Origin of the sequence: Planococcus liqunii (assembly GCF_030413595.1) — a bacterium.
GTDB classification, from domain to species: Bacteria; Bacillota; Bacilli; order Bacillales_A; family Planococcaceae; genus Planococcus; species Planococcus liqunii.
This window is the reverse complement of sequence record NZ_CP129238.1, coordinates 2,994,733-3,018,915: the sequence shown is the minus strand read 5'-3', so window position 1 is coordinate 3,018,915 and position 24,183 is coordinate 2,994,733. Positions and strand designations below refer to the sequence as shown.

21 protein-coding genes and 1 pseudogene are annotated in these 24,183 nt (G+C 43.0%); 19 read left to right on the top strand and 3 right to left on the bottom strand.

What is annotated here, in order from left to right; genetic code table 11:
• The first annotated feature begins 50 nt into the window (after nt 1-50).
• Together galU and QWY22_RS15050 are read left to right on the top strand one after the other, a co-directional pair.
• On the top strand, nt 51-932 hold the full coding sequence (gene galU, locus QWY22_RS15055; protein WP_300981646.1) for a UTP--glucose-1-phosphate uridylyltransferase GalU: 882 nt from the start codon (nt 51-53) through the stop codon (nt 930-932).
• Nucleotides 933-1,141: 209 nt separating this feature from the next.
• Nucleotides 1,142-1,423, top strand: coding sequence for a P-loop NTPase fold protein (locus tag QWY22_RS15050; RefSeq protein ID WP_300981644.1), 282 nt, complete (start codon nt 1,142-1,144; stop codon nt 1,421-1,423).
• Nucleotides 1,424-1,760: 337 nt separating this feature from the next.
• Here the strand turns inward: QWY22_RS15050 and istB are convergent.
• Nucleotides 1,761-2,505: pseudogene (istB, locus tag QWY22_RS15045) on the bottom strand (IS21-like element helper ATPase IstB).
• Nucleotides 2,506-2,927: 422 nt separating this feature from the next.
• Between istB and QWY22_RS15040 the strand changes: the two are divergent.
• The 3 genes from QWY22_RS15040 to galE all read left to right on the top strand — a co-directional run bounded on the left by QWY22_RS15040 (nt 2,928) and on the right by galE (nt 6,141).
• The gene (locus QWY22_RS15040; protein WP_300981643.1) at nt 2,928-3,329 is read left to right on the top strand and encodes a type II toxin-antitoxin system MqsR family toxin; all 402 of its coding nucleotides are present in this window, start codon (nt 2,928-2,930) and stop codon (nt 3,327-3,329) included.
• A 162-nt stretch (nt 3,330-3,491) separates the two neighbouring features.
• Nucleotides 3,492-4,502, top strand: coding sequence for a type II TA system antitoxin MqsA family protein (locus tag QWY22_RS15035; RefSeq protein WP_300981642.1), 1,011 nt, complete (start codon nt 3,492-3,494; stop codon nt 4,500-4,502).
• Nucleotides 4,503-5,127: 625 nt separating this feature from the next.
• On the top strand, nt 5,128-6,141 hold the full coding sequence (gene galE / locus QWY22_RS15030) for a UDP-glucose 4-epimerase GalE (RefSeq protein ID WP_300981641.1): 1,014 nt from the start codon (nt 5,128-5,130) through the stop codon (nt 6,139-6,141).
• Between the two features lie 97 nt (nt 6,142-6,238).
• Here the strand turns inward: galE and QWY22_RS15025 are convergent, their stop codons facing one another.
• On the bottom strand, nt 6,239-6,463 hold the full coding sequence (locus QWY22_RS15025; protein ID WP_300981640.1) for a hypothetical protein: 225 nt from the start codon (nt 6,461-6,463) through the stop codon (nt 6,239-6,241).
• Nucleotides 6,464-6,812: 349 nt separating this feature from the next.
• Here QWY22_RS15025 and QWY22_RS15020 point away from each other — a divergent pair, with 349 nt between their 5' ends.
• From QWY22_RS15020 to QWY22_RS14955, 14 genes are all read left to right on the top strand, one after another.
• On the top strand, nt 6,813-7,640 hold the full coding sequence (locus QWY22_RS15020) for a PGN_0703 family putative restriction endonuclease (RefSeq protein ID WP_300981639.1): 828 nt from the start codon (nt 6,813-6,815) through the stop codon (nt 7,638-7,640).
• Between the two features lies 1 nt (nt 7,641).
• The gene (locus QWY22_RS15015) at nt 7,642-7,932 is read left to right on the top strand and encodes a hypothetical protein (protein WP_300981638.1); all 291 of its coding nucleotides are present in this window, start codon (nt 7,642-7,644) and stop codon (nt 7,930-7,932) included.
• Nucleotides 7,933-8,053: 121 nt separating this feature from the next.
• Complete coding sequence (locus QWY22_RS15010; protein ID WP_300981637.1) at nt 8,054-9,283, top strand: hypothetical protein; 1,230 nt, start codon at nt 8,054-8,056, stop codon at nt 9,281-9,283.
• A gap of 548 nt (nt 9,284-9,831) precedes the next feature.
• Nucleotides 9,832-11,463, top strand: coding sequence for an ABC transporter substrate-binding protein (locus tag QWY22_RS15005; RefSeq protein WP_300981636.1), 1,632 nt, complete (start codon nt 9,832-9,834; stop codon nt 11,461-11,463).
• Nucleotides 11,464-11,480: 17 nt separating this feature from the next.
• The gene (locus tag QWY22_RS15000) at nt 11,481-12,560 is read left to right on the top strand and encodes a M42 family metallopeptidase (protein ID WP_300981635.1); all 1,080 of its coding nucleotides are present in this window, start codon (nt 11,481-11,483) and stop codon (nt 12,558-12,560) included.
• 317 nt (nt 12,561-12,877) lie between these two features.
• A complete protein-coding gene (locus QWY22_RS14995) occupies nt 12,878-13,627 on the top strand; it encodes an MBL fold metallo-hydrolase (protein WP_300981634.1) in 750 nt (249 codons plus the stop codon).
• 366 nt (nt 13,628-13,993) lie between these two features.
• Nucleotides 13,994-15,415 (top strand): Na+/H+ antiporter NhaC, encoded by a 1,422-nt coding sequence (gene nhaC / locus QWY22_RS14990; protein WP_300981633.1) that lies wholly within the window; start codon nt 13,994-13,996, stop codon nt 15,413-15,415.
• Between the two features lie 504 nt (nt 15,416-15,919).
• Nucleotides 15,920-17,227, top strand: a complete 1,308-nt coding sequence (locus QWY22_RS14985; RefSeq protein ID WP_300981632.1) for an alpha/beta hydrolase-fold protein — start codon at nt 15,920-15,922, stop codon at nt 17,225-17,227.
• A gap of 330 nt (nt 17,228-17,557) precedes the next feature.
• Entirely contained in the window at nt 17,558-18,970 is a 1,413-nt protein-coding gene (locus QWY22_RS14980; protein WP_300981631.1) for an alanine/glycine:cation symporter family protein, read from the top strand.
• Between the two features lie 186 nt (nt 18,971-19,156).
• Nucleotides 19,157-19,315 carry a hypothetical protein gene (locus QWY22_RS14975; RefSeq protein WP_300981630.1) on the top strand — a complete coding sequence of 53 codons (159 nt, stop codon included), beginning with the start codon at nt 19,157-19,159 and terminating at the stop codon, nt 19,313-19,315.
• A 150-nt stretch (nt 19,316-19,465) separates the two neighbouring features.
• Nucleotides 19,466-19,723, top strand: coding sequence for a hypothetical protein (locus tag QWY22_RS14970; RefSeq protein ID WP_300981629.1), 258 nt, complete (start codon nt 19,466-19,468; stop codon nt 19,721-19,723).
• 178 nt (nt 19,724-19,901) lie between these two features.
• Entirely contained in the window at nt 19,902-20,867 is a 966-nt protein-coding gene (locus QWY22_RS14965; protein WP_300981628.1) for an S-layer homology domain-containing protein, read from the top strand.
• Between the two features lie 398 nt (nt 20,868-21,265).
• Entirely contained in the window at nt 21,266-21,718 is a 453-nt protein-coding gene (locus QWY22_RS14960) for a hypothetical protein (RefSeq protein ID WP_300981627.1), read from the top strand.
• 470 nt (nt 21,719-22,188) lie between these two features.
• Entirely contained in the window at nt 22,189-22,764 is a 576-nt protein-coding gene (locus tag QWY22_RS14955; RefSeq protein ID WP_300981626.1) for a competence protein ComK, read from the top strand.
• Between the two features lie 99 nt (nt 22,765-22,863).
• Here QWY22_RS14955 and QWY22_RS14950 read toward each other — a convergent pair whose 3' ends face one another.
• Nucleotides 22,864-23,871 carry an S-layer homology domain-containing protein gene (locus tag QWY22_RS14950; protein ID WP_300981625.1) on the bottom strand — a complete coding sequence of 336 codons (1,008 nt, stop codon included), beginning with the start codon at nt 23,869-23,871 and terminating at the stop codon, nt 22,864-22,866.
• Nucleotides 23,872-24,183: the final 312 nt, after the last annotated feature.

Here is a 24,183-nt window from a genome sequence, read left to right as displayed (position 1 = left end):
TTCGTAAATAGCTATTATGTAATTACAAATAACATGAGAAGGTGAAAAGAATGCAAGTTAAAAAAGCGATTATCCCGGCTGCAGGTCTTGGAACGCGTTTCCTTCCAGCGACTAAAGCCATGCCGAAAGAAATGCTTCCGATTGTAGATAAACCAACCATTCAATATATCGTAGAAGAAGCAATTGCTTCTGGTATTGAAGATATCATTATTGTAACTGGTAAAGGCAAAAGAGCGATTGAAGACCATTTTGATCACGCGTTTGAATTGGAAGCCACGCTGCGTGAAAAAGGGAAAGTAGATATGCTGGATTCTGTTCTGCAGACATCTAAAGTTGAAATTCACTATATCCGGCAAAAACAGCCGCTTGGTTTAGGGCATGCCATTTGGTCTGCACGCAAATTTATTGGAGATGAGCCCTTTGCTGTCTTATTAGGTGATGATATTGTAGAGAATCAAGAACCTTGCTTGGCTCAATTGATGAACCAGTATAATCAGACCGGGAATAGCGTGATTGGCGTACAGCAAGTGGCATCTAAAGATACGAATCGTTATGGAATTATTGATCCGATTTCTGTAGAGGGCAAACTGATCGGTGTTAACCGCTTTGTTGAAAAGCCGGCAGCCGGTACAGCACCATCGAATTACGCCATCATGGGCCGCTACATCTTAACTCCTGAAATTTTTGATTTCTTAGGGGAACACCAGTATGGAGCAGGTGGAGAAATCCAACTGACCGATGCCATCCAGAAGCTGAATGAAGTTCAACCAGTTTATGCTTATGAGTTTGAAGGTCGGCGTTTTGATGTGGGAGAGAAATACGGATTTATCGAGACAACGATTGAGTTTGCATTGAAGCGTCCGGAGTTGCGAGATCAGTTGTTGGAGTTGTTTGAGAAGAAGTTGAAAGAGTCATATATAAAAGGTGAATAATTATTTTGATGTTAACAATTAGTAATATATACTTTGAAAACTCTTTTTTTATTTGGAGAGGATATGAAATACTTACTTTATAATTAAAATGTCAACTCTTCTAAATAGAACGTTCAGAAAAATGTTTTTTGATTTTTATTTAAAAACTGACTTTCCAAGAATTTGGCCAATCTCTATGAACAAAATAAACTTTAATTAAAGGGGAAGCTATGGATAAGTACTTGTCTATGATTATGGATTATATAAATCGTTCCAACACTGACTATTCTTTGCTGCTAAGCGGTGATTGGGGAAATGGAAAAACACACTTTATTACAACAGCAGTTTTTCCGAAATTACAGGAAGAAGGAAAAAAACCGATCAGAAAAACTCGCGTCCCTGTGTACGGAAAGATTCCGCTTATTCACAACAATTGCATGAAGAAAATGCCGCATTTTAAAATCGCTCCCCTGTGTAAGAAAAGATTCCGCTTATTCACAACAATTGCATGAAGAAAATGCCGCATTTTAAAATCGCTCCCCTGTGTAAGAAAAGATTCCGCTTATTCACAGCAATTGCATAGAGAAAAACCGCACCCACGAACCGCAGCAGATTCCGGCTGCGGTTTTTGCATATTTAAAGCCAAAAGGAAATAGTCATAAATGAGCCGTACACAGGGACGAAGTGGAAAGGAAATGGGAACTGCAAGGAAGAGCGACTGAAGAAGGACAAGCTCGAGAACCACTCGTGTCATAGAATAGAACCACCTCGGACAAAAATGAGAACCACTTCGGACATCTCAGAACCAGTCATAAGAATAAGAAGCCGCCTGCGGGCGGCTTCTTATTCTTATGACTGAATCCCGAGTCTTTCCCGCATGGAAATCTTACCATCAATGAAAATGGAATGCGAACTATGGATGACCCCATCGAGGATGGCATCGGCGAGCGTCGCTTCCCCGATCTGTTCATACCAACCGCTCGGTTCAAACTGCGAACAGAAAATGGTGGAGGCGTTCTGGTATCTCGATTCGACGATTTCCAGTACATCTCGCGCTTCATGTTCGGTCAAGGAAACAAGCAACCACTCGTCTAAAATTAATAAGTTTACCTTTCGGTAAGCTTTCATGATCTTTTGGTACGTCCCATTTAATCGAGCCAAGGCCAACTCATCCAGTAATTCCGGCAAGCGCATATATTTGGCCGTATAGCCGTTTCGGCAAGCACTGACGCCAAACGCGCATGCCAAGTAGGATTTCCCGTTTCCAGATGGCCCCTTTCAGGATGACGTTCTGTTTTTCACCGATGTAATTGCAGCTGGCTAAACGCAAAATCATGGTGCGATCCAGCTTGCGGTCTTCGTAGTAGTGGATGTCTTCGATGCAAGCGTCTGGCATACGCAAATTCGCTGTACGGATCAGCCAATCCAATTTGTTGTTCTTCCGGCGGATGTACTCACTGTCAATCAATAAATTGAAGCGATCTTCGAAAGACAGCTCCCGGTATTGAGGGTCATTCATTTGGTTATAATACATGTCGGCTATCGCGCTCAGGCGCATTTCGTTTAGCTTGGTAATCGTTGATTCAATGGTCATCTATCTTTCCTCCCATAGTAGTCTGCCCCTGTGATAAATCCATGCTCTTTTGAAAGACTACGACATAGCTTAGTCGCTCCTCGTTAACCATATAAAAGAAGAGAGCCACGTCGGAGTTTTAACCGGTGGCTCTCTTCTATGCATTTAACGGCCTGATTCTCCGCAATTAGTGGCTCAAATCTCCACACAAGTGGCTTTTTCGTTCCGCAATACTCAAACTGGCTTAGTTCCCCCTCGTTTTTCTCTATTTTCCGGACAAAGAAACCGTAGGTTTGGGACAAAAAGAACCGTCAATTTCTAGTCAAAATTAGCCGTCAATAACAATTAATAATAGTATGATAAACAATTAATCGATTAATTAGTATTTAAAAACAATCAATTGATGTTATAATGAAAGTGAAAATTGTAAAGGAAGTGGCCTAGTGAAAGACGAATGGACGGAAAGTAAAGAAGCAGTTGAAGAACATTTCGAAAAAGTTAGGAGGGTTTTGTCGGCACCGGATTGTCAATTCAATTTTCAACGAAGAAGGAGGGATGAAGATCCGCTCGATCCTTTTACAAACATGAACACGCTCCTGGCATTAGATTATGATGAAGAAGACGTGATTTGTGAATTAATAGAATTGAGAGTCGGAGACTATTGGAAAACAGTTACAGATTTAAATAGAAGACATACTCCGCCCTTTTGGATTTTCGAGAAGAAAATTAAGGGTAAAAGCGTTTATATTAAATTTAAAATAAGAGATGAAGCGAACAAACAAATTTTTTGTATGTCGTTTCATTTCTCCAAAGAACCAGTTTCAAATAAACCTTATTCTGGATGAGTTCTGTGGGAGCGGTTTATTGTCGTCCGATATACCGCTCCTTAAAACACTAGGCAAAAATATAAATTTAATCATTTAGAATACCTGTGCAAATACAATCTTCTTTCTAAAGAATAAATTATAAATAATAGCTATATTAATTTAAAAAAAGGATGATAAAGAATGGAAGAAAATTTAAAGGTCATTAATTATAACTGTCCATTTTGCAATAATAGTCACCCAATAAGTGTAATGAAAGAGAAGACTAAAGCTTTAGTTAATGATACCCCTGTAGAATATGAAGAGATTTACTATCATTGCGAAATTGAAGATGAGGATTTTGTTCCAAAAGAAATACTTAGTCGGAACTTATTAGCAGCTAGAGATAGTTATAGAAAACAAAATAGATTACTCACATCCCAAGAAATTAAAGATATACGCAAATTATATAAATTATCTCAAAAGGAATTTGCTCAACTTTTAGGATGGGGAGATACAACTATTCAAAGATACGAAAAAAAATCTATTCAAGACGAAACTTATGATCAAAGATTAAGAACGGTTAAAGAGAACCCCAAAGTTGCTCTTGATAGTTTAGAAAAACATAAAGAGAAGTTTACTCAAGAAAAGTATCTAGAAATTAGAAGCCATCTTGTTGAATTAGTTAAAACTCAATCCGTAAAATATTTTAATAAGGAAATTATTGAATCATTATATGTAGATTATAGAATGGCATCTCAAGAAAATGGATACACACAATTAAACTTAGAAAAAGTGGAAAACATGTTAATTTTTTTTACTCAAAGTATTCCCCGAATAGATAGAATCAAATTAATGGAATTATTATGGTACACGGATACTTTATTTTTTAAGAAATACGGAAGAGGAATGTCCGGTCAAGTTTATATGAATTTGCCATTTGGAACAGTTCCTAAAGCATATGAAGAAATTTTGAAGTACTCACAAGCATCAATAGAAGTACTGGAGAAGTATAGTGAAGAGAAAGTTGAATATAGAATTTTACCTAAAAGTAATGTGAATCTATCCAAGTTTAGTGCAGAAGAGATTTCTGTTCTACAATATACTTTGGAAAAATTTAAAGATATGAATAACAAAAAAATAAGTGACTACATGTCTAGTGAAATCATTTCTCAAGTTAAGGAAGGAGGTCATATCATTCCTTATAGTCTTTAATTAAGTGGAAGATCAATAAACCTTTAGTATTTCTGATAAAACGTAAGTTGTTTAATAAATTGCCATATTATCTGAATAGTGCCGCGCCCCTGTGTACGGAAAGATTCCGCTTATTCACGCCAATTGCATAGAGAAAATGCCGCAGCCCGGAACCGCAACGGTTTTCGGCTGCGGTTTTTGCATGTTTATGGGAGTCGGAGAATTTCCATAATTGTTCCGCACACAGGGACGAAATGGGAACTGCTGGAAAAGCCGCTGGAAGAAGGGGCTGTTGACTAACACGTCAACCAGCAGTTTCCTTTCAAAGGCCATTAAATCACGCCCCTGTGTCGAATACAATTTAAGATATACAGAAATCCTGCATGAGGAATCCGCAAAGACCAGTAATGGAACGGATTCCTTTTGCATTTACTTGGAGAAGAACAAGTAGTCATAACTGTTTCGCGCACAGGTACAATTTGGGGGTTATTGAAAAAAGGGGGACCGTGAAACTCAGTTCGACGTTTGTGCGTTGAAAATTTGATATTATAGCTCTACTAGAATTTAAAAAGAAATATTTTCTATGGTTGAATTCATAATTAACGTATAATGGAAGAAAAGAGAAAGATAGGAGTGCTTTGTACAAATGGCGATATTAATTACTGGAGGAGCAGGCTATATCGGCAGCCATACTTGTGTGGAACTGCTGAATGCCGGATATGAAATTGTAGTCCTTGATAATTTTGCGAATAGTAAACCGGATTCGTTACATAGAGTAAAAGAACTAACGGGGAAAGAGTTTTCGTTTTATGAAGCGGATTTGCTGGATCGAAAAAGTGTCGAAAAGGTATTTGAAAGCACTGTAATTGAGGCAGTTATCCATTTTGCCGGCTTAAAAGCAGTCGGTGAATCTGTTTCAAAGCCGCTCCATTACTACCATAATAACGTGACGGGTACATTGATCCTCTGTGATGTCATGAAGGAATATGGCGTGAAAAATCTTGTGTTCAGTTCATCGGCAACGGTATACGGAATTCCTGAACAGGTGCCGATTTCTGAGGATTTCCCTCTTAGCGCAACAAATCCTTATGGAAAGACCAAACTGATGGTAGAAGAGATATTAAGAGATTTATTTGTAATGGACGATTCATTCAGTATTGCGTTACTGCGCTATTTTAATCCGATCGGTGCTCATAAAAGCGGGACAATCGGCGAAGATCCTAATGGGATTCCGAACAACTTGATGCCTTATATCACGCAAGTGGCGGTAGGCAAATTGAAAGAACTGCAAGTGTTCGGCAATGATTATCCAACAGTGGATGGAACCGGTGTGCGAGATTATATCCACGTAGTGGACCTTGCTCTTGGCCATTTAAAAGCATTAGAGAAAGTGATGTCTTCAACCGGTGTAGAAGCGTATAACTTAGGGACTGGAACAGGCTATAGCGTCCTTGAAATAGTATCAGCATTTGAAGAGGCATGCGGCAAGCAAATACCTTATCGAATAATTGATAGAAGACCGGGAGATGTTGCTGCTTGTTATGCAGATCCATTAAAAGCAAGAAATGAACTGGGATGGGTTGCAGAAAGAGGTATTGAGGAAATGTGTACGGATTCTTGGAAATGGCAGGAACAGAATCCTAATGGCTATTTAGTTTAAAAATAAACGGGCGTTGACAGTAAAGAGAATTAACGATTTTTAAGTAAGAAAAAACCCACAATCTGAGCAAGATTGTGGGTTTTTTATCAGTTAATAATCATTTCCAATCTGCTCGGTAAAGGTAGTCTCTTTTACTGTCAGTTATTGTGATAATTGCATAAAGCGGAAGACTGCTATTTAGCTGGCCGGAAAAGCCATAGTCAACGCTAATAGAAAATTGTTTTCCACTTGCTACGCTTGTAGGAATACCATTGCTGATCAAACGGTCTTCGGTAAAGTTGTCTTTGCTAATGCCGTTGTTGAACACTTCGATTTTTTTCACGGTCAATATTTCAGGGATTGATGTTATTCTTTTTAGGAAGTAGTTAAATGCCAGGAACGCATACGCAAGTACATTTAACTTCCTTTTAACCTATTATTATTAAAATGACTCTAATAGATAGAATATCTAAATACTTCAAGTTTCCGATAATGTATTGGAAGTAAAGGGATAGAATCGGGAGATTTACCGGAAGCTGTATGCTGCTTCTGAGGCCGGATTAAATGATGGGTTCTTTCCATGTTACTGGGCAAAAGCGAATAGTCCACTCAACGAAAGAGTGAATTATTAGTAAGGATTATTTTTGCAGTGTGTAAAAAGAGCTTAAAATATGCGTGTGGGAGGAATTGGGTTGGCGTATAAAGCAGACATGAAAAAGCACTTATCGCGATATAAACTGAATCGACTTGGAGTTGAAGAGCATGGTGAGTGGGACGGCCGGAAGTATACCCATATACTGCCTATCAGCCATAAAGATTTGAATCTGTTGGAGCCTTACCGAATTGACCTCGCGGAACACATAGAAAAGGAGCAAATCAATCGCCAGTGGGGCTTTCATCATTTAACGTCCTCCCAAGTGGTATGCCTGAATTTCTTTTATCCGCTCATCAAAGAAAATCAACTTACAGCACTTTTAGAAGTTCTTGATATGTCAGATGAGGAGGTAAAACAAAGTGAATTTGAATATGTGCTAGCTGGAGGGGATGGCACGAATTTCGACTTTTACATCGAACTGGCGTCTGGGAAGAAACTCTTTTTTGAAATCAAATACACAGAAGACGGATTTGGAAAAAAGACGTCGGGCAGCAACTATCAGGAAAAGTACGACTCTTACTACCAGGATGGGGTAGCCGACAAGCTGAAGCCTGGGGTGGATGGCTACGAAAGGTTCATGGATGACTATCAGTTGATGCGCAACATCTCTTATGTCGATGCAACAGATAAAAATATGTTAATTATCCTCTATCCGGAAGGTAACCGGAAGATTCGCAAGGAATACGATGCCGTGCTGGCTAATGTAATCGAGGCGAGTTACCATCCCAATATCCGGCTGCTGACGTGGGAGACTGTATGCACCGACCTAATGGAAGTACTCAAGGACTCGAATGCTTCCGGCCGCTTGTTGAACCAGTATTCGGATTTCGCTGAAAAGTACCTTCCATTAGAGGGAGGGCGCTGACATGGATAGAAAGGAAGTCATCATCGCGGATTTATCGATCTTCGCGATGAAACAGATCCAAATGGCAAAAGCCGACCGCAAATGGACAGGAGACCAGGATTACTGGACTGGGGAGATGCAATCGATGAAATACCTGCTTTTGCATCTGGATAAATTGCTAGGCGACAAAAAGCGGAACGACACCGATTTGCCGGATCTGGTTAAGTTTTTTGAAGCGGCAGATGCAAAACGGAAAGCCGAGTTCACATTTCTTTTAGAGCGAATTTGGGAAGAGGAGATTCCGGAGAGTTGAAGTAGCCGCTTAGCTGAATCCTAATTAACTTTGTTAAGCGGGTTTCGTGTACCGGAAAAGTAGAATGTTGAATGGAGATGTTCTTTTAGCTGGACGATATTTGAACAAGGAGGTGGACAGATTGATTATATCTGAATACGCCATTGAGCGGGAGTTGGTTAACCGATTCATCGAGTATACGTTTACACATCCTCTGAATATCGAAGGAGAAGAAAGACGATTGTTTATCTGGGGACATGAGATCCTGCTTCTGGACGGCAAGGGCGATTACAAGGCAGGCATTCTTGACCTATTGGCCACCGATGAAAAAGGGGAAGTCTGGCTGATCGAAGCGAAACTGTGCAATAACAAAGAATGGACTCCGGCTATCTGGAAATCCCAGGTGGGTCCTTATGCGAAATCGTTAATGAAAAGAACCGAACAAGAGATTGCACTGGGGGCAAGAAGGTACATAGTGAAGGAAAGCGCAGGAGCCGTCTTTCCGCAATTTCTTCCAACCGATACCAGCAGCCTAGTAGAAGCGTTCTGCCATTGGGCAGTATTTTTAGGGCAAGACCGTGCGAAAGGCATGGACCTGTACGAAAGCACCATAAGGAAAATTAAATCTGGGGAATTTATTCAGTGCATTTTGTCTGATCACTTCAATGAAGAGATTTGGGGTAACCGGCCGAAGGCGAGCAATTCTTTCTCAGCATATATTACGTTCCAGGAAAATAAATCCTATACTCTTTACGATAAAACCGAAACATTGGTTGAAAAGGAAGAGAGAGCATATTTGAGTTACGGAAGCTGGAAGTCGTTTATGCAAAGAAAACTTGAAATCAAGCCTACCCCGGACAAAATCCCGCTTCTGCTTGCGGACACGTTGATTCCAATATATGAAACAATCCTATCTTTTCTAGATGAACTGAATTGGAATGGAAATTACAAAGCAAACCAAAAAGGCTTTATTTTTGATTTGCCAACAATTTACGGTCCGAAATTAAGAATCCACTTAGGCTGGATTGATGCTGATGGGCAGCAGCACATTCGATTCCGTACACCGTATCAGTATGGATTGAAATTTAATATTGATTTTCGATATTTTAAGCGGGAAGCAGATGCAGACCTTTGGAAAGCCGGCTACGGAATGGCTGCAGAGTTAGCTAAAACGGCGCGCTACAATACCAGGGGCGGCGAATTCGAGATTCTAAATCCATACTGGACAGCCGAAAAAGTGAGAGATTTAAAATGGGATGGCGAAATGTACCGATTCATTTCAAAATCTAATCGGGATTATATTGGCCTAGAAGAAGAACAGCAGGACTTGGAAAACGTTTTTAAATTTTTAAGGAAAGTGATTGTGCATTGAGGCAAGTTTAGACTTATTCTTCCGCAAAAAGCAGTTGTTCGGCAGAAGATTAAAGAACTTATTGGAGACTTGCCTAGCTTATACTTGGCGCTCAAGAAGTGAAGAATGAGTGGTACAAGCCGAAAGTTAGAGTGCAACATTGATAGATAAGAAAAACCTGCTTCTGAAGAAGCGGGTTTTTTCGTGCGTGCTTTTTTGGCGAAACGAACTGTTTCTATATAATTTCACTGCATTGTGAATAATTCTAAATGGTCACCGCAAAAAAATACTTTTATTAACAAAATATTTTAATTGCTCGTTGACATCGCTAAGCGTTCCAAATAAAATAAGATTATTCAAAAAACTAAAAGCAACCGAAAATGATAAATTACTTTCGTTACGAAAGCATTTTTATCTTTTATTGTTCTTTTGTTCGGAAGGAGGGAATCCAGCTCGGTCGTACGTAAATAATGCCAGGAAGCTGCAGTGCTGCATTTGAAAGTGTTTATTCCCCTTTAGCTCGACGCATGGGTTTGTAAAGATCGTTTATGGAAGAGGAGGAACGGAAAATGAAGAAAAAAGCACGATTTGCAGGGGTTTTGTCATTGATCCTGGTTTTGCTGCTGGCTGCTTGTTCAGGCAATAACGAAGCAAACACCGGTGAAGGGGGCGAAACAGCGGAAAGCGACAAGCAAGGCGGCACGCTCGTCTACGGCCGCGGCGCCGATTCGGTCGGTTTGGATCCGATCAATGTGACAGACGGCGAATCGATCCGGGTGACGCATAATGTCTTTGAAACCTTACTGGAATACGATCAGAACTTGGAGTTGCAGCCGAAGCTTGCGACCGAGTACAGTTCGAGTGAAGACGGATTGACATGGACGTTCAAGCTGCGTGAAGGCGTGAAGTTCCACGACGGGACCGATTTCAACGCGGAAGCGGTAGTCTTCAACTTCGACCGCTGGATGGATCCGGAAAATCCGTACCACCAAGGCGATTTCCCATATTACCCGTTCCTTTACGGCGGGTTTAAAGGCGACGAAAATCACTTGATCGAGCACGTGAAAGCGACAGGCGACCATGAACTGGAGATCAAGCTGAAACGCAAAACGGCGCCGTTCTTAAGCTATTTGGCGATTTCGATGTTCGGCATCGCGAGCCCGGCCGCCATTGAGAAATACGGCGACACGCTGAATGAGCATCCGGTAGGGACAGGGCCGTTCATGTTTGAGGAATGGAGCCGCAACAAGACCATTACGCTGGCCAAAAATCCGGAATACTGGATGGAAGGCAAACCGTATTTGGACAAATTGATCTTCCAGGTGATTCCGGAAAACGCTGCGCGCTTGAACGCATTGCAGACCGGGGAAATTGATGTACTCGACGGCATGAATGCAACGGATACGTCGAGCGTGGAAAACGCGGACGGGCTTGAATTGCTGAAGCGGCCAAGCTTCAATATCGGCTATATGGCGTTCAACACGGAAAAAGCGCCGTTTGATAACCCGTTGGTCCGCCAGGCCATCAACATGGCCGTTGATAAGGACAATATCGTCGATGCGTTCTATAACGGGCTTGCCGATGTGGCCACGAGCCCACTGCCGCCATCGCTCTGGAGCCACGACGATTCCTTGGAGAAGTACGACTACAATGTTGAAGAAGCGAAGAAGCTTTTGAAAGAAGCCGGATTTGAGAACGGGTTCAAGACCAAATTGCATACGATGAGCAATCCGCGCCCGTACATGCCGGAACCGATGAAAATTGCGGAAGCGATCCAATCGGACCTGGCGAAAGTTGGCATTGAAGCGGAAATCGTGTCGATGGAATGGGCGACGTACCTGGAGGATACGAAAGCCGGCGCGCACGACATGGCGCTTTACGGCTGGACCGGGGTTATGGCAGATCCGGATAATTTCCTGTATCCGAACCTCAGCAAGACAAACACCAACGTACCGGCACAGAACATTGCATTCTACAAAAGCGATGAGTTCACCGCTTTGATTACGGAAGCGCGTGAGACGATCGACCAGGACAAGCGCATCGAGCTTTATAAACAGGCGCAGCAGCTGTTCCAGAAAGATGCACCGTGGCTGATGCTCGCGTATACCACGCCGCCTCTTGCACAGATGGATTACGTGGAAGGCTATGTGCCGCATCCGATGAGCAACGATTTGTTTACAGACGTCTACCTATCAAACTAATGGCTTGGAGTGATCTTGTGTATCAATTATTGAAGGAATTGTGTGAACTGGTCGGGCCGAGCGGTTTCGAACAGGATGTCCAGCGGTTTATCCGGGACCAGGTAAAAGACGGAGCGGATGAGGTGCAAGTGGATGCCCTAGGCAACCTGATTGTCAAAATCAACGCCACCGATCCGGAAATGCCTTCGGTTTTATTGGCAGCACATGCAGATGAAATCGGGCTGATCGTCAAAAAGATCGAACCGAACGGCACGCTCCGTTTCGAGAAGCTTGGCGGCTTCGATGACCGCATCCTGCTGGCCCAGCCGGTGACGATCAAAGGGAGTGAAGGGTATGTGGAAGGTGTAATCGGGACGCTTTCCATGCATTACGTGAAATGGGATGATCCGAAGCGCATCGATTCCCACCGGGAACTCTATATTGATATCGGAGCGAGCTCTGTTGAAGAAGTCGCGGAAATGGGCGTGAAAGTCGGCCAGCCGATCAGCTACGGCAGCGGTTTGAAACTGATTGGCGATAAAAAACGCAGCCGCGTCGTCGGCAAAGCGCTGGACGACCGGGCGGGCTGTGCGGTTTTGATCGGGCTCATCAAGGAACTAAAAGATCATCCGGATCGGGTCCGCGGCGACGTCTATTGCGTCTTCACCGTCCAGGAGGAAGTCGGGCTGCGGGGGGCATCGGTGCTGTCGCCAGCCATCCAGCCGGACTTCGCTTTGGCCATCGATACCACGCCGACGAGCGACACCTACGATGTGCTGATGACCGGAACGCGGGTGCTCGGCGGCGGTCCCTGCATCAAAATCGCCGACAAATCGCTGATCGCCCATCCGCTTGTCACGGGGCTGCTGGAGAAAGTGGCCGTTGAACGGAACATCCCGCATCAGCTGGAAGTCTTTATGGGCATCGGAACAGATGCTGGGGCCATCCATATGACATCGACCGGCGTATCATCCGGCGTCCTCTCCATTCCGTCCCGCTATACGCATTCGCCAGTGGAAATCGTCGATCTGGGCGATTTGGAAAACACCGTCAAGTTGGCGGCGGAATTCGTCTATCATACAGAGGAACTGAAGGGGAAGAATTTCTTGGATACGTGAATGTGCATGGTTGGTGTGCCGGGCATACCAACCATGGCCGCATAAGATGAATAATTAAAAGAATCCATTCCCGGTCTAATGGAATGGATTCTTTTTGGGGCGAAAGCAAAAAGGGGTTAGCCATTGCATAGAAAAATAGGGTTTTACAAATGACAATTTCTCCGGAATCTTTAACGTTCAATTAGAATATCATCATTTTATGTGGCAATATATGCTTCACAAAAAGCCCAACTTTAGTCTATTTAATTGCCTAGAAGAAATCAGCTAATTAGCACAAGTGCTAGCATCATAGATGTTGCAGTTGAAAGGGGAATATCATGAAGATTTTTCAGAGTTGCTTATGGCAAACGAATACGACGTTAATCGAGGGCAAGGAGGAGTGTTTTCTCTTTGATCCGACCTACTATCCTCATGAATTGGAACACATCAAAGGAGCGTTGCCGGACAAGCCATTGAACTTGATCTACACCCATGCGGATTGGGATCATATTGCCGGTTTTTCTGCCTTTTCATATGGACATACGATTGGCCATCAACAAGTGAAGGAGCAGAACGACCAGCTTGAGAAAGCCAGATCTTTTGATCTCGAGTGGTATGTCGCACGCAACAAAGAACTCAATTTTCCGCGGATTGATGAGGAAATTGTTGGGGAGACAACGAAAGTGGTTTCAGATGATACTTTGTATTTTTTGCCGATTCCTGGCCATACCTCAGATATGATGGCTACCTTTTTTGTGGAGCGCAAAGTCGTGGTGGCAGGGGATATCTTGTCTGATCTGGAATTTCCATTCATCTTTCATTCAAGCCGGAAATATGTGAAGAGCTTGCAGAAGATGAAAGAGAAAATAATGGAACATGCTATTCACACGTTGATTCCCGGGCACGGCCGTCCTATTTTGAATTCTCAGCCGGAAATTCTTCAGCGGATTGAAGACGATTTGGCGTATCTTCATCAGATCATGTCTGGCAATCAGTTTGCCACTTACCGCCAGCAACCCATCCCGCCACATCTGATCCCTCGGCATGAGGGGAATATAGAATTTGTGGAAGCAGAGTTGAATAAGTGAACCAGCCATCTTCGGATTTGAAGATGGCTGTTTTTTTGTTTAGGAGGCCTTTATTTCAAGTGAATAGCGTCTTAAATCAATCTGCATTTGTTAAGACAAGATGGACAGAAGCTTTTCTCAAAGGTTTAAGAAACCTTATTTTTCGTACAGGATGTCAGAAAATCTTTGCTTTTAGAAACGAATAGATTGAATAATAAAAATAGTTTGACTTCCGAAATACCTACGGATATTATTACATTTAATTAAAAGTTCATGAGAGCTTTATAAAAAAGAGGGAAGGGAGACCGGAGAAATCGTCAGCTGCTAAATCACAAAAGAAAGCCAGCTTGAGAACTCTTTATCTATTATAAATTTAGGAGGAAGAAGATGAATAGCACTTTATCATCAGCAAAAGCGATTGCCCTTATTGTTGTCTCCATCGCCATTGTATTCGGCGGAATTGTCTTCGTGGACGCAGAGTCGACGATTGTACTGCTGGCAGCCGGGACGGCAGTCATCATTTTGAGCATGTTATGGGGAGTGAAATGGGACGATATCGAAAAAGGCATTTTAAATAATTTGCGTGCCATGTTTATTCCCATCCTCATTTTGCTTGCGGTCGGGCTGATGATCGGAGTCTGGATGCTTTCGGGCACGATTCCGTTGATTGTGTATTACGGATTGCTTCTGATCCATCCAAGTGTTTTTCTATTTGTAGCGTGTCTTGCCTGTGCGCTTATGTCCGTGATGGCAGGCACGTCATGGGGAACGATCGGTACCATCGGGGTTGCCTTTATGGGGGTTTCGGCAGGTCTCGATATCCCGCTTCATTATACAGCGGGAGCGGTTGTGGTCGGAGCGATTTTCGGCGACAAGATGTCCCCTTTATCGGACACGACGGTCATGGCAGCGGCCGTGACGGATGTGAAGCTGGTGGATCACATTAAGCATATGCTGTACACGACGATTCCCGGTTTCGTTATTTCGCTGATTGTTTTTCTGATTCTGGGCTTTCAGGTCAGCGGCCAAATCGAGGATGAGCAAATCACAAGCATCCTGACTACGCTAGAAGCCAATTTCACTCTGAATCCGCTGCTTCTGCTTCCGCCTGTCGTCATCTTGTTTTTGATCTATCGGGGCAAACCGACGTTGCCTGTTTTTGGTGTCGGGATTTTGCTGGGAGTCCTGCTAGCCGCCATATTCCAAGGAAACGGATTGGCAGAGATTGCAGCCGCTTTGAATGATGGCTATACCGCTTCAACAGGAGTCGAGGTTGTAGATAGCATGCTGCAGCGGGGCGGTCTTTCAAGTATGCTCGGAACCGTCGCTTTGCTGATTGCCGCCGCCATTTTCGGCTCCCCTTTGCAGACGGCCGGCGTGATCGATGTCATCTTGAATGGCATCCAAAAAGTAGCCAACACCGGAAAAGGGATCATGCTCTCGAGCTTATCGCTCCATGCTTTCCTGTTCATCATTACCGGAAGCTATTATGTGACGTTTGCTGTATTGGGTCCGATGATGAAGTCGATGTATGACAAATACGGCCTGCACCGCAAAAATTTTTCCAGAACGCTGGAGGACACCGGTACTGCATTGGCGCCTTTGATCCCCTGGAGTGTGACGGGTGCATTCATCGCAAGCACACTTGGCGTGCCGGTTACTCAATATGCCCCCTTCGCACCGATGCTTTACCTCGGAATCGTCTTTGCGATCTTCTATATCTTTACCGGTTTCGGAATTGCGAAGGTTGATGTTCCGGAAGCCGGACCTGAAAAATCGGCAACGGCAAAGAAGGCGCTGCAAAACTGATCAGGGACCGCTTGTTTATAAGACCAGCAACTTTCTTTATTCATTTAGATAGTCTTTGTGTGTTTATGGGAAGAGGTAAGCACCACTATTGGGGGATTTATTGTTTAAAGGAAAATTTAAAAGTGCTACTAGTTTTTAATTTGAAGCTGTAAAACCATTAAAATACAGCGAACTGGGCGGGAGGAGTCTATATAGATACAGAAAAATGCTTGATAGGTTTGATTAATTGAACTCTGATCTTGAATTGATTTATGGGGAGTGAAAAATAGAATGACAAATAATAGGGGGATGGCGGTATCGATTCCTGGGTTATTGACAGAGACATCTAATTTTCCAAATATAATCACGGATACTTCAGCTAATTTGAACTGACCGTTCTGTTTTTATAAGTCTTCCTATTTATAATTCGAAGGATGTGAAAATAATAAGACAACCGTTCAATTAAGTCATATTTTAGCGTAACTGTTTGACCAGACTAGTTCTATGAAAGAAGGGAGCAAGTACATGAAAAAAGTGGTAAGTGTAGGAATTATGGCAGTTTTGGTCTACTCGATTTTTGGCAACAACCAGCCTGTTTCCGCTGCAAACTCTTCTGGATTTGATTACGCAGATTATGCACCCGGCGTCACGGTGGAGGAGGATGCTGCTTCTCCGACCGGCTATTATGCCACCTTTGTTTATGAAGATGAGTCGTCAGCGGCCACAAAAGTTGAACTTTACAGCGACACCTTCCATCATTTCACCATTAAAGATGGATTTAAAAACCCTTACAAACCGGAGGCGTATAAACCTGGGATGTTCCCGGCCGGGGGCAATAGCGACACCACGTATTATTTAACACTGGAAAAGATCAAAGACAATTTATGGGGAGGCAGAGTCCCGCTGTCGAGCGGAGCTTATCCTTACAATTTCCGCATCACCAATCCGGATGGCAGTAAAACCGCAAGGCTGGACGATCCCCATAATCCGACAATGACCAATACGGCGACCAATGTTTCCAGCGTGTCCAGCATGGTCTACATTCCGTACAATAAGAAGACCATGGGGAATGGGGATTGGCTGGATCGCTCGGTGGAACTTCCCCGCAAAGATAAAAAAACTGGCACTGTGGAAACGGTAGCCTATACAGGCGCAGCCGGTGATGTTCGCGGGCTTGCTGTCTACCTGCCAGACGGATATAACCCGAACCGCAAGAAACCCTACAAAGTGCTTTATCTGTCCCATGGCATGTCCGGCGTCCCGTACGGCAATGAACTGCGCTGGATGAACGAAGGCGCAGTGGCGAATATTACGAATAATTTAATCGCAGACGGAAAGGCTGAACCTTTTGTGGTGGTCACCATGAACAATCAGGACTTGAATTGGGATTATAAACGGATAGAAGAAGACCAGTTCGAACACATCATGCCTTATGTGGAAGCCAAATACAATGTATCGGATGAGACTGATGGCCGTGCCTACGCCGGGTTGTCGATGGGCGGTGTGACCGCTAATCGGATGTATTTCAATCATGCGGATGACTTTGCGTATTTTGGCATTTGGAGTTATGCCGTAACAGGGGATGAACTGGTCAATATCGGATCATACCGTAATCTAAACGATCCTTCTGTCATGGTAGGCGTCGGTATTTGGGATTACTTGATAGAACCCGTGCAAAATCTCCATACGGCGCTGAATGAAGAAGGCATCGGCCACGCCTATGTAGAAGTTCCGGCTGCGCATGACTGGAAAGCTTGGCATTTGCTTTATGCCGATTTTGTAGAGGATCATTTGTGGAAGAAAGAGAAGAAGAAAAAAGAAAAAGGAAATTGAATCACAAGAGAATTCTTGAATTGTTCGTTTAACATAGAGATTTTGAACTTTGCGGAGAAATAAGGGCAATGAATGAAAAGGCTGAGATGTGAAATGACTCCTATCGCAAAATAACACTTTCAATGAAGTTTTTCATTTCGGCCATCAAGCTTCTTACAAATTACTTGGTGCCATCTTATTCGGAAAAGGTTTTATTAAACAATGAAGCCCAAATTTAAGCCCTTTCTTCTGATTTCTCCTCATATTTTTATGGAATTTCCCATTTCTAGTTTAAACCAGTTTCGACTAGGGAAACATTTCGTATACTGATATATTATAGGGGGAAAACAGTTGGAAGGTTTTTTACAGAAAGTCGCTGATTTTTCGGCATGGTTATGGGGAATCCCACTCATCACTGTGCTGCTGTTATCAGGTCTTTATATGACATTTAAACTTGGATTTTTTCAATTCCGTTATTTTGGCTATATCATCGGACAAACCTTCGGCAGCGTGTTCAAAAAACCAAAAGGTGAAGGGACGGTCACGCCTTTTCAGGCGCTGACGTCTGCTCTTTCTTCCACCATTGGCGCAGCAAATATTGTCGGGGTACCGGCGGCGATCATGTTCGGTGGACCCGGAGCGGTTTTCTGGATGTGGGTCATTGCACTGATCGGCATGGCGCTCAAATTCGCTGAAAGCGTACTCGCTGTCGAGTACCGCGAGAAAAACGCCAAGGGCGAGTTTGTCGGCGGACCGATGTATTACATGACGAAAGGCTTGAACATGAAGTGGCTTGGCGTCTGGTTTTCCTTCGCGTTGATGATCGAATTGATCCCGAGCATCATGGTGCAAGGGAATTCCATCGCCACTACAGTTGAAACGACATTCAATATCCCTGCCTTATGGACGGGCATTGCCACTGCCGTTTTGATCTCCATTGTTGTGTTCGGCGGCATCAAGCGGATCGGCAAGGTCACAGAGATATTCGTTCCGTTTATGGCTTTGTTTTATGTCGGGGGAGCGGTTGTCATTCTCTTGATGAACGTCAGCGCAGTTCCGGAATTTTTCATGCTCATTTTTAGCAACGCATTTTCACCTGCACCTGTTGTCGGTGGTTTTGCTGGGGCAGCCATCGTGGAAGTGATTCGTTGGGGATTTGCCCGCGGCCTTTATTCCAACGAGGCCGGGCTCGGAACGGCGCCGATTGCCCATGCAGCGGCCATGACGGATCATCCTGTCAGACAAGGGTTCTGGGCAGTTGTTGGCGTAGTTGTCGATACGCTGATTGTCTGTACGGCGACTGCATTTGTAGTGCTGTCATCCGGTGTCTGGACGAATGAAGGAGCCATGGACAATTCTTCGGCTTTGACAAGCATGGCATTTGAATCCTACTTTGGTGAATTTGGTTCGATTCTTGTGACGATTGCGTTGATTTTCTTTGTGTTATCCACTGTACTGGTTGTTGTTTTCTACGGGGCGAAGCAGGCCGAGTTCCTGTTTGGCATGAAAGCGTCTTACGGCATGCAAGTCGTTTATATCCTGGCCATCGTGTTGGGGGCGGTCGGAGCAGCAGAAGTGATTTGGGGCTTCCTCGACATTATGCTTGCGGCGATACTCATTCCAAACGTCATCGCCATCCTGCTGTTAAGCAACAAAGTAAAAGCACTGACCACCGAGTTTTTCACATCGGATCAGTATTATAAGAAGGACCAGAAAGAGAAGAAAGCCAAAAAAGCTGCGGCTAGAGAGAGTTACGAGTCTTAACTGGATTTCTGTTGTATGGATGAGTGGAAAGCCTTGAATTTCCCAATAGGGAGGTTCGAGGCTTTTTGGTGTATAGAGACTTCACCAAAGCCAAAGAAAGGGAAAGCAAGAAAGGTTTAGAGATGGAAATGAAGGGAATAATGTAGATACGGAAATAATCAATTTGAATTGTTGGAGGTAAGGAATATGAATAGAACAAACCAAGGAACGATGGCGGAAGCCCACACAACAGATAACCAAGTGATCTTTTTCAAAAGCCAGGATGAATTTGCAAAAGCCTTGCGAGAAGGCATTGGCGCTTTTGAAGAAACAGGCTCTGTAGAAGAGTTAGCAGAAATGGAATAATGAAGTGAGGCAGCTCCTAAAGGGAGCGCTTTTTCATTTGCGGGAAGTTTGTACATTAGAAGACATTCAAGTTGAAATGCGGTTTCTTTCTCATGCCATTTCTTTATGGTGAATCCGGCTGGATACTTGGTGTCTAGAAAGGAGGATATGATGGAATTAAATACACAAGCAATTGAAGAATTCTTAAACGCAGAAGAATTGGAAGAAGTCACAAGTTATTTCGATGCCAACGAATCTGGAATAAGAAAAGAGTTAGCGGAAATCGATCAACACATTGCCTTGCGTCCTTTAGCGGTGATTTTTAAAGAACCGAACGAAGAATTGCATCGGAACTACCCGACCATGAGTTTTTCGGAAGAAGTGAAAGAAGATGGAAGCACGGGGATTTACGCGGAGCTAGTTAAATGAGGAAACAAAGCAAAGAACGTCCAACAGGGGCGTTCTTTTTTATATGGAAAATTTACTGAGAACAAAATCATGGAATTAGAATCTGCCAAATAAGTTGAATAACAGTATGTATTTTCTGGTAATTTAGTGATAGAATTCACTTAGTTCTTTTTACTTAATAGAAATTGGAGGAAAAAACATGACAGTAAAATCTGCAATTCTTCGGAAGCTTACCATTCCCACTGCTTTATCTTTTGTCTTAGCCGCTTCGGTGATTGCATCACCTGTTTCGGCGGCAACTTCGTTCTCGGATGTATCGGAGCGTTATGAGCAGTCGGTCAATTATTTGGTTAACCAAGACATCACAAACGGGATTTCCAAAACCAAATTTGGGATTGATCAAAACATCAAACGCGGAGATGCGGCCATCATTTTAGCACATGCGCTTGGTCTGACGGAAAAAGATGCTCCGGCTTCGGGATTTAAAGATGTGCCGACGCGTGGAGTGGTCGCGATTAATGCGTTGAAAGATGCAGGAATCGTCAATGGGAAATCCTCCAAGAGTTTCGGCTTCAACGATTTGATGAAGCGCGGTGAAATGGCGTTGATGCTCACTAAAACAACTGCCTATGATTTAGAAAAAAACCAATCCACGCTTAGTTTTACGGATGTCAATTCCCGTTATGCGGAAGCTGTAGGAATGTTAGTCGAGAGTAAGATCGCCACAGGGAAGTCGATTGATAAGTTTGGAACAGACGATCTTTTGAAACGCGGGGAATATGCGCTCTTCATGTACAAACTTGAGCAAACTCTAGATAAACCCGATGTCATGCCTTATGAAGCAGCGGATTACCAAGGGCTATGGGAAACAAAGAGAGCAAATGATCAAGACGCCTACTTGTCTGTTAACCTAACGAATGTAAAAGGAAACACGGCGACCGTCCAAGTAGATTCGATGTCTTCTGGCGCAATGTACATCGGTTCAGTTGAAGGCGAAGCAAAATTCGTCGGCAACAAAGCCAGAATCTATTACACCGAAGATGGTTTTGGAGGCAGCGGCGTGGTGACGATTGAACTTTTGAATAATGCAATAGCGGTTACCGTTGTGAAAAGCAATGAGATTGGCTATCTCTTCGAAGGAAAATACAAGACCTACAAACAATAGGGTGATGAATAAGTAAATCATTGGGGTAATGGAAAGCTTTTATTTATTCAAATGGAAATATCTATGGTTTTAAAGAGGCGTCCATGAATCACTTAGATTCATGGACGCTTCTTTTGTTAATATTTCTTTGAATCAAAAGTATGGGTAAATATTGTTCTGTCCAATTACTTTTGGCATCCTCAAATTTTCCTGTGCAAAATATAATTGGTAATACTGAATAGAAAGTGCCTGAAAAACATATTAGTAAATTAAATACATTAAAAGTTAAAAATAGTTAGACAATTAGGTATATATGATTATATAATTAAAGTGAAAGAAAGCAGTGAATACAAATAGAGATGCTTCAATGGAGTGCAGGGTACTTTTGTGTAGAAAATGTAAGAGGAGGAATGATAAACATGAACACCAGCTATGTGTTCAGAAAAAAGCCCGCTACAATCTATTACTCAATCGTAGAATTAGTAACAATGCTCGGAAATGAAAAATTGGAAGTAGGTACGGCTGATCAAGCGCAGGTTCAAGAAATCCAGCATTCGTTGTTTGACAAAGTCTTGGCCAACCAATTCTGCCTGGCGCCATTGGTCGCGTCTTCTGAGAAAGAGAAGTTGGCTGAAGGGAAACCGACCCAACTAAAAATAATTGACGGCACACAGCGCATTGAAGCTTTATCTCAAGTGATCAATCGGGTATCAAACAAAATCACCAGCAAATCGAAAGAAGAGCGCAGACAAGGCTGCAACTTGCTGAAGCGACTCACAACAACAGAATTAGTTGTGCACGTATTCGAAGGGCTGTCTCCGGAGGACGCAGATCAATTGCACATCGCTCTTAACACTAATCACCGAACTTAATCTGCAATTTGTAGAACGGCATGTGATGGATTATGGATTGGCATTTTTACCCCTCCTTATCCGATAAGCGGGTAGAAAACCCGCTTCAAGAATAAACAATCGAACAATGCCTAATCGATTCGCAGAGTGGCCCAAAGTATGGGTTTATTTAAAGCTGTGAGTTTTATTATTTGTGTTGGATGAAAGCTCACAGGATTTGTTTTATACATAGAATGCCGATTTAAAGAGAACGGGATAGGTAAGCGAAGGGTGATTCTTCGTTCGTAAGAGGACATGCATTTCAATTGGTGCATGAAGACGACAAGGAGGTGAGTACGGTGTGAACGCGGCATTTGGTCCAAAGAGAAATCCCCAGATGTGAAAGTCTGGCCGACCATCATCTGGGGATTAGGGTTGGAGTATACCAACTAAGGTTAGTATACTCCTTTTTTGTTGAAAAATTAAGTTTTAACTACAAAGGAGAAGAAAAGATGAAAAAAAGAAAAGCAACGCAAGCAATGAAACATGAATATGCCATCAAACCAGACACCACGGTGATTTTGCCTCATTATGATGCAAACGGTGTTTTGAACGCGTTAATCTGCAATGCCGAAGGATTTTATCAAGTCGGGTTAACTCCTTATGATTTGATGGACCTGAATCTCCGGTACCGGGGCTCCAGTATGCGCGGGGCAATGGATGGTGCAGAAATTCTTGTACACGGGAAGATGAATCCCATTGTGCTGGATAAAGAAATGAACATGGTATTCTTTCCTTCCACGTCTCCACGTAAATCTGATTGTGTCTGGTTTTCGTTGAATTGTGTACTTTCTTCTATTGCAATAGATAAAACACATACCCAAGTAAACTTGAGCAATGGCAGTGCAGTGACGGTCAATATCAGCAAACGGACATTTGACTTGAAACTGAACCGGGCTTATGAACTATTATATAAAATCCGCCAACGTAGAATCGAGTTCGAGGATCCAGCAATGCGGTTCCACAGTACATACCATTTATGCGTCAAAGAAAACGGCGTGAATTATGAAGCTGGTCATATTTCCTGAATGGATTTTATAAATGGATCTAAAAAACCTCCGCATCGATTAAACGATGCGGAGGTTTTTATGCTCGTTGTTTACTTTACAACAAACAACTAAGAGGAATTATTTCGTTTTCAAGTTAAACGTGTACTCAGCTTCTGCGTATGACTCTTCATAAGGAACAACAAATAGAACATCTACTGTGTTGTTGCCAAGTAGAGAAGCGATAATTGCTTTTTTGGCCGTTTGGGCTTCTGCAGTCAAGTTGCCTTCACCGTCAGAAATTTCGTACTCAGTTCCGTTAACTTCGATAGCTGGAACACCTAGCTCAGCCAATCTGTTGAAGAATCCAACACCGCCGTCGCTTTCAACTGTCTCATCAGATCCGATGATGTTGAATGTGTTCGGAGCTGTCTCATCTACAACAACTTTAAAGCCAAGTGAAGCACCAACAGATGCAAAATTACTCATTGCTTTTCTGAAGTCTCCAAGTACATCGCCGCCTAGGTTAAAGGCTTCTGCACGGTACGTAAAGATTGCGAAATCGCCGCGTTTGATCGAGTTGTCTGTACCGTATTTCGTAGCAGAAGTACCTTGAGTAATGCCGTGTGATAGCAATCCGGCTACAGCTTCGCTGTAACGGCTGCTGACATCAGTGAACTTCAAGGCTTTTACATCGCCTTTGAAGTTGTATGCATTCGCGTTGCTAAGGATCAAGGCTACTTCACCGCGAGTGATTTTGTCCTGGAATCCAAATTTTGTTTTCGTTTTACCTTTGATGATGCCGGCAGCTTTCAATGAGTTGATCGCTACAGCTCCACGTTTTGGTACATCTGTAAATCCAGCAGCTGGAGCTTTTTCATCCATCAGACCCAAAGCTTGAGCCAAGATGATTGCAGCGTCTCCACGCTTGATGTTTTCGTTGATGCCGAATTGCTTCGCTGTCAACCCAGTTGCCAAATTGTTAGAGATCAAGTAATCCACTGATGTTGCGTAACGAGCCGGTACATCCGTGAACGCTGCCGGGGATACCGTGTTAGCAGAAGCTGCTGGCACGATGGCCGTAGCGATCATTGCTGCCGCTGCCGTCGAAGCTAAAAACTTCTTCATTTTCTTTGTTTCAAATGCCATGTAAAAAATTCCTCCTTCTAATGTATGTATTTTCCTTTCATTTACATCTACTAAATTTAATTAGTATATAATGTAAATAAAAGAACATTGATTTATTTATACCAATAAAGCCAGTATATTACAAGAATATTTCTACCTAAATCTAGAAGTTTACAGAGCAAAAAGATGTGTTTTCATTGTGCTTTTGACGGAGGCTGGTTATTATTCGGGGAACTGGCAAATAAGAAGGCAAATCAAGAATTAAGAATAGATGAGAGAGGTTAATGATAATGGATGCTGATGTTTTTATAAGCAGTAGATGAACGCCTAGAT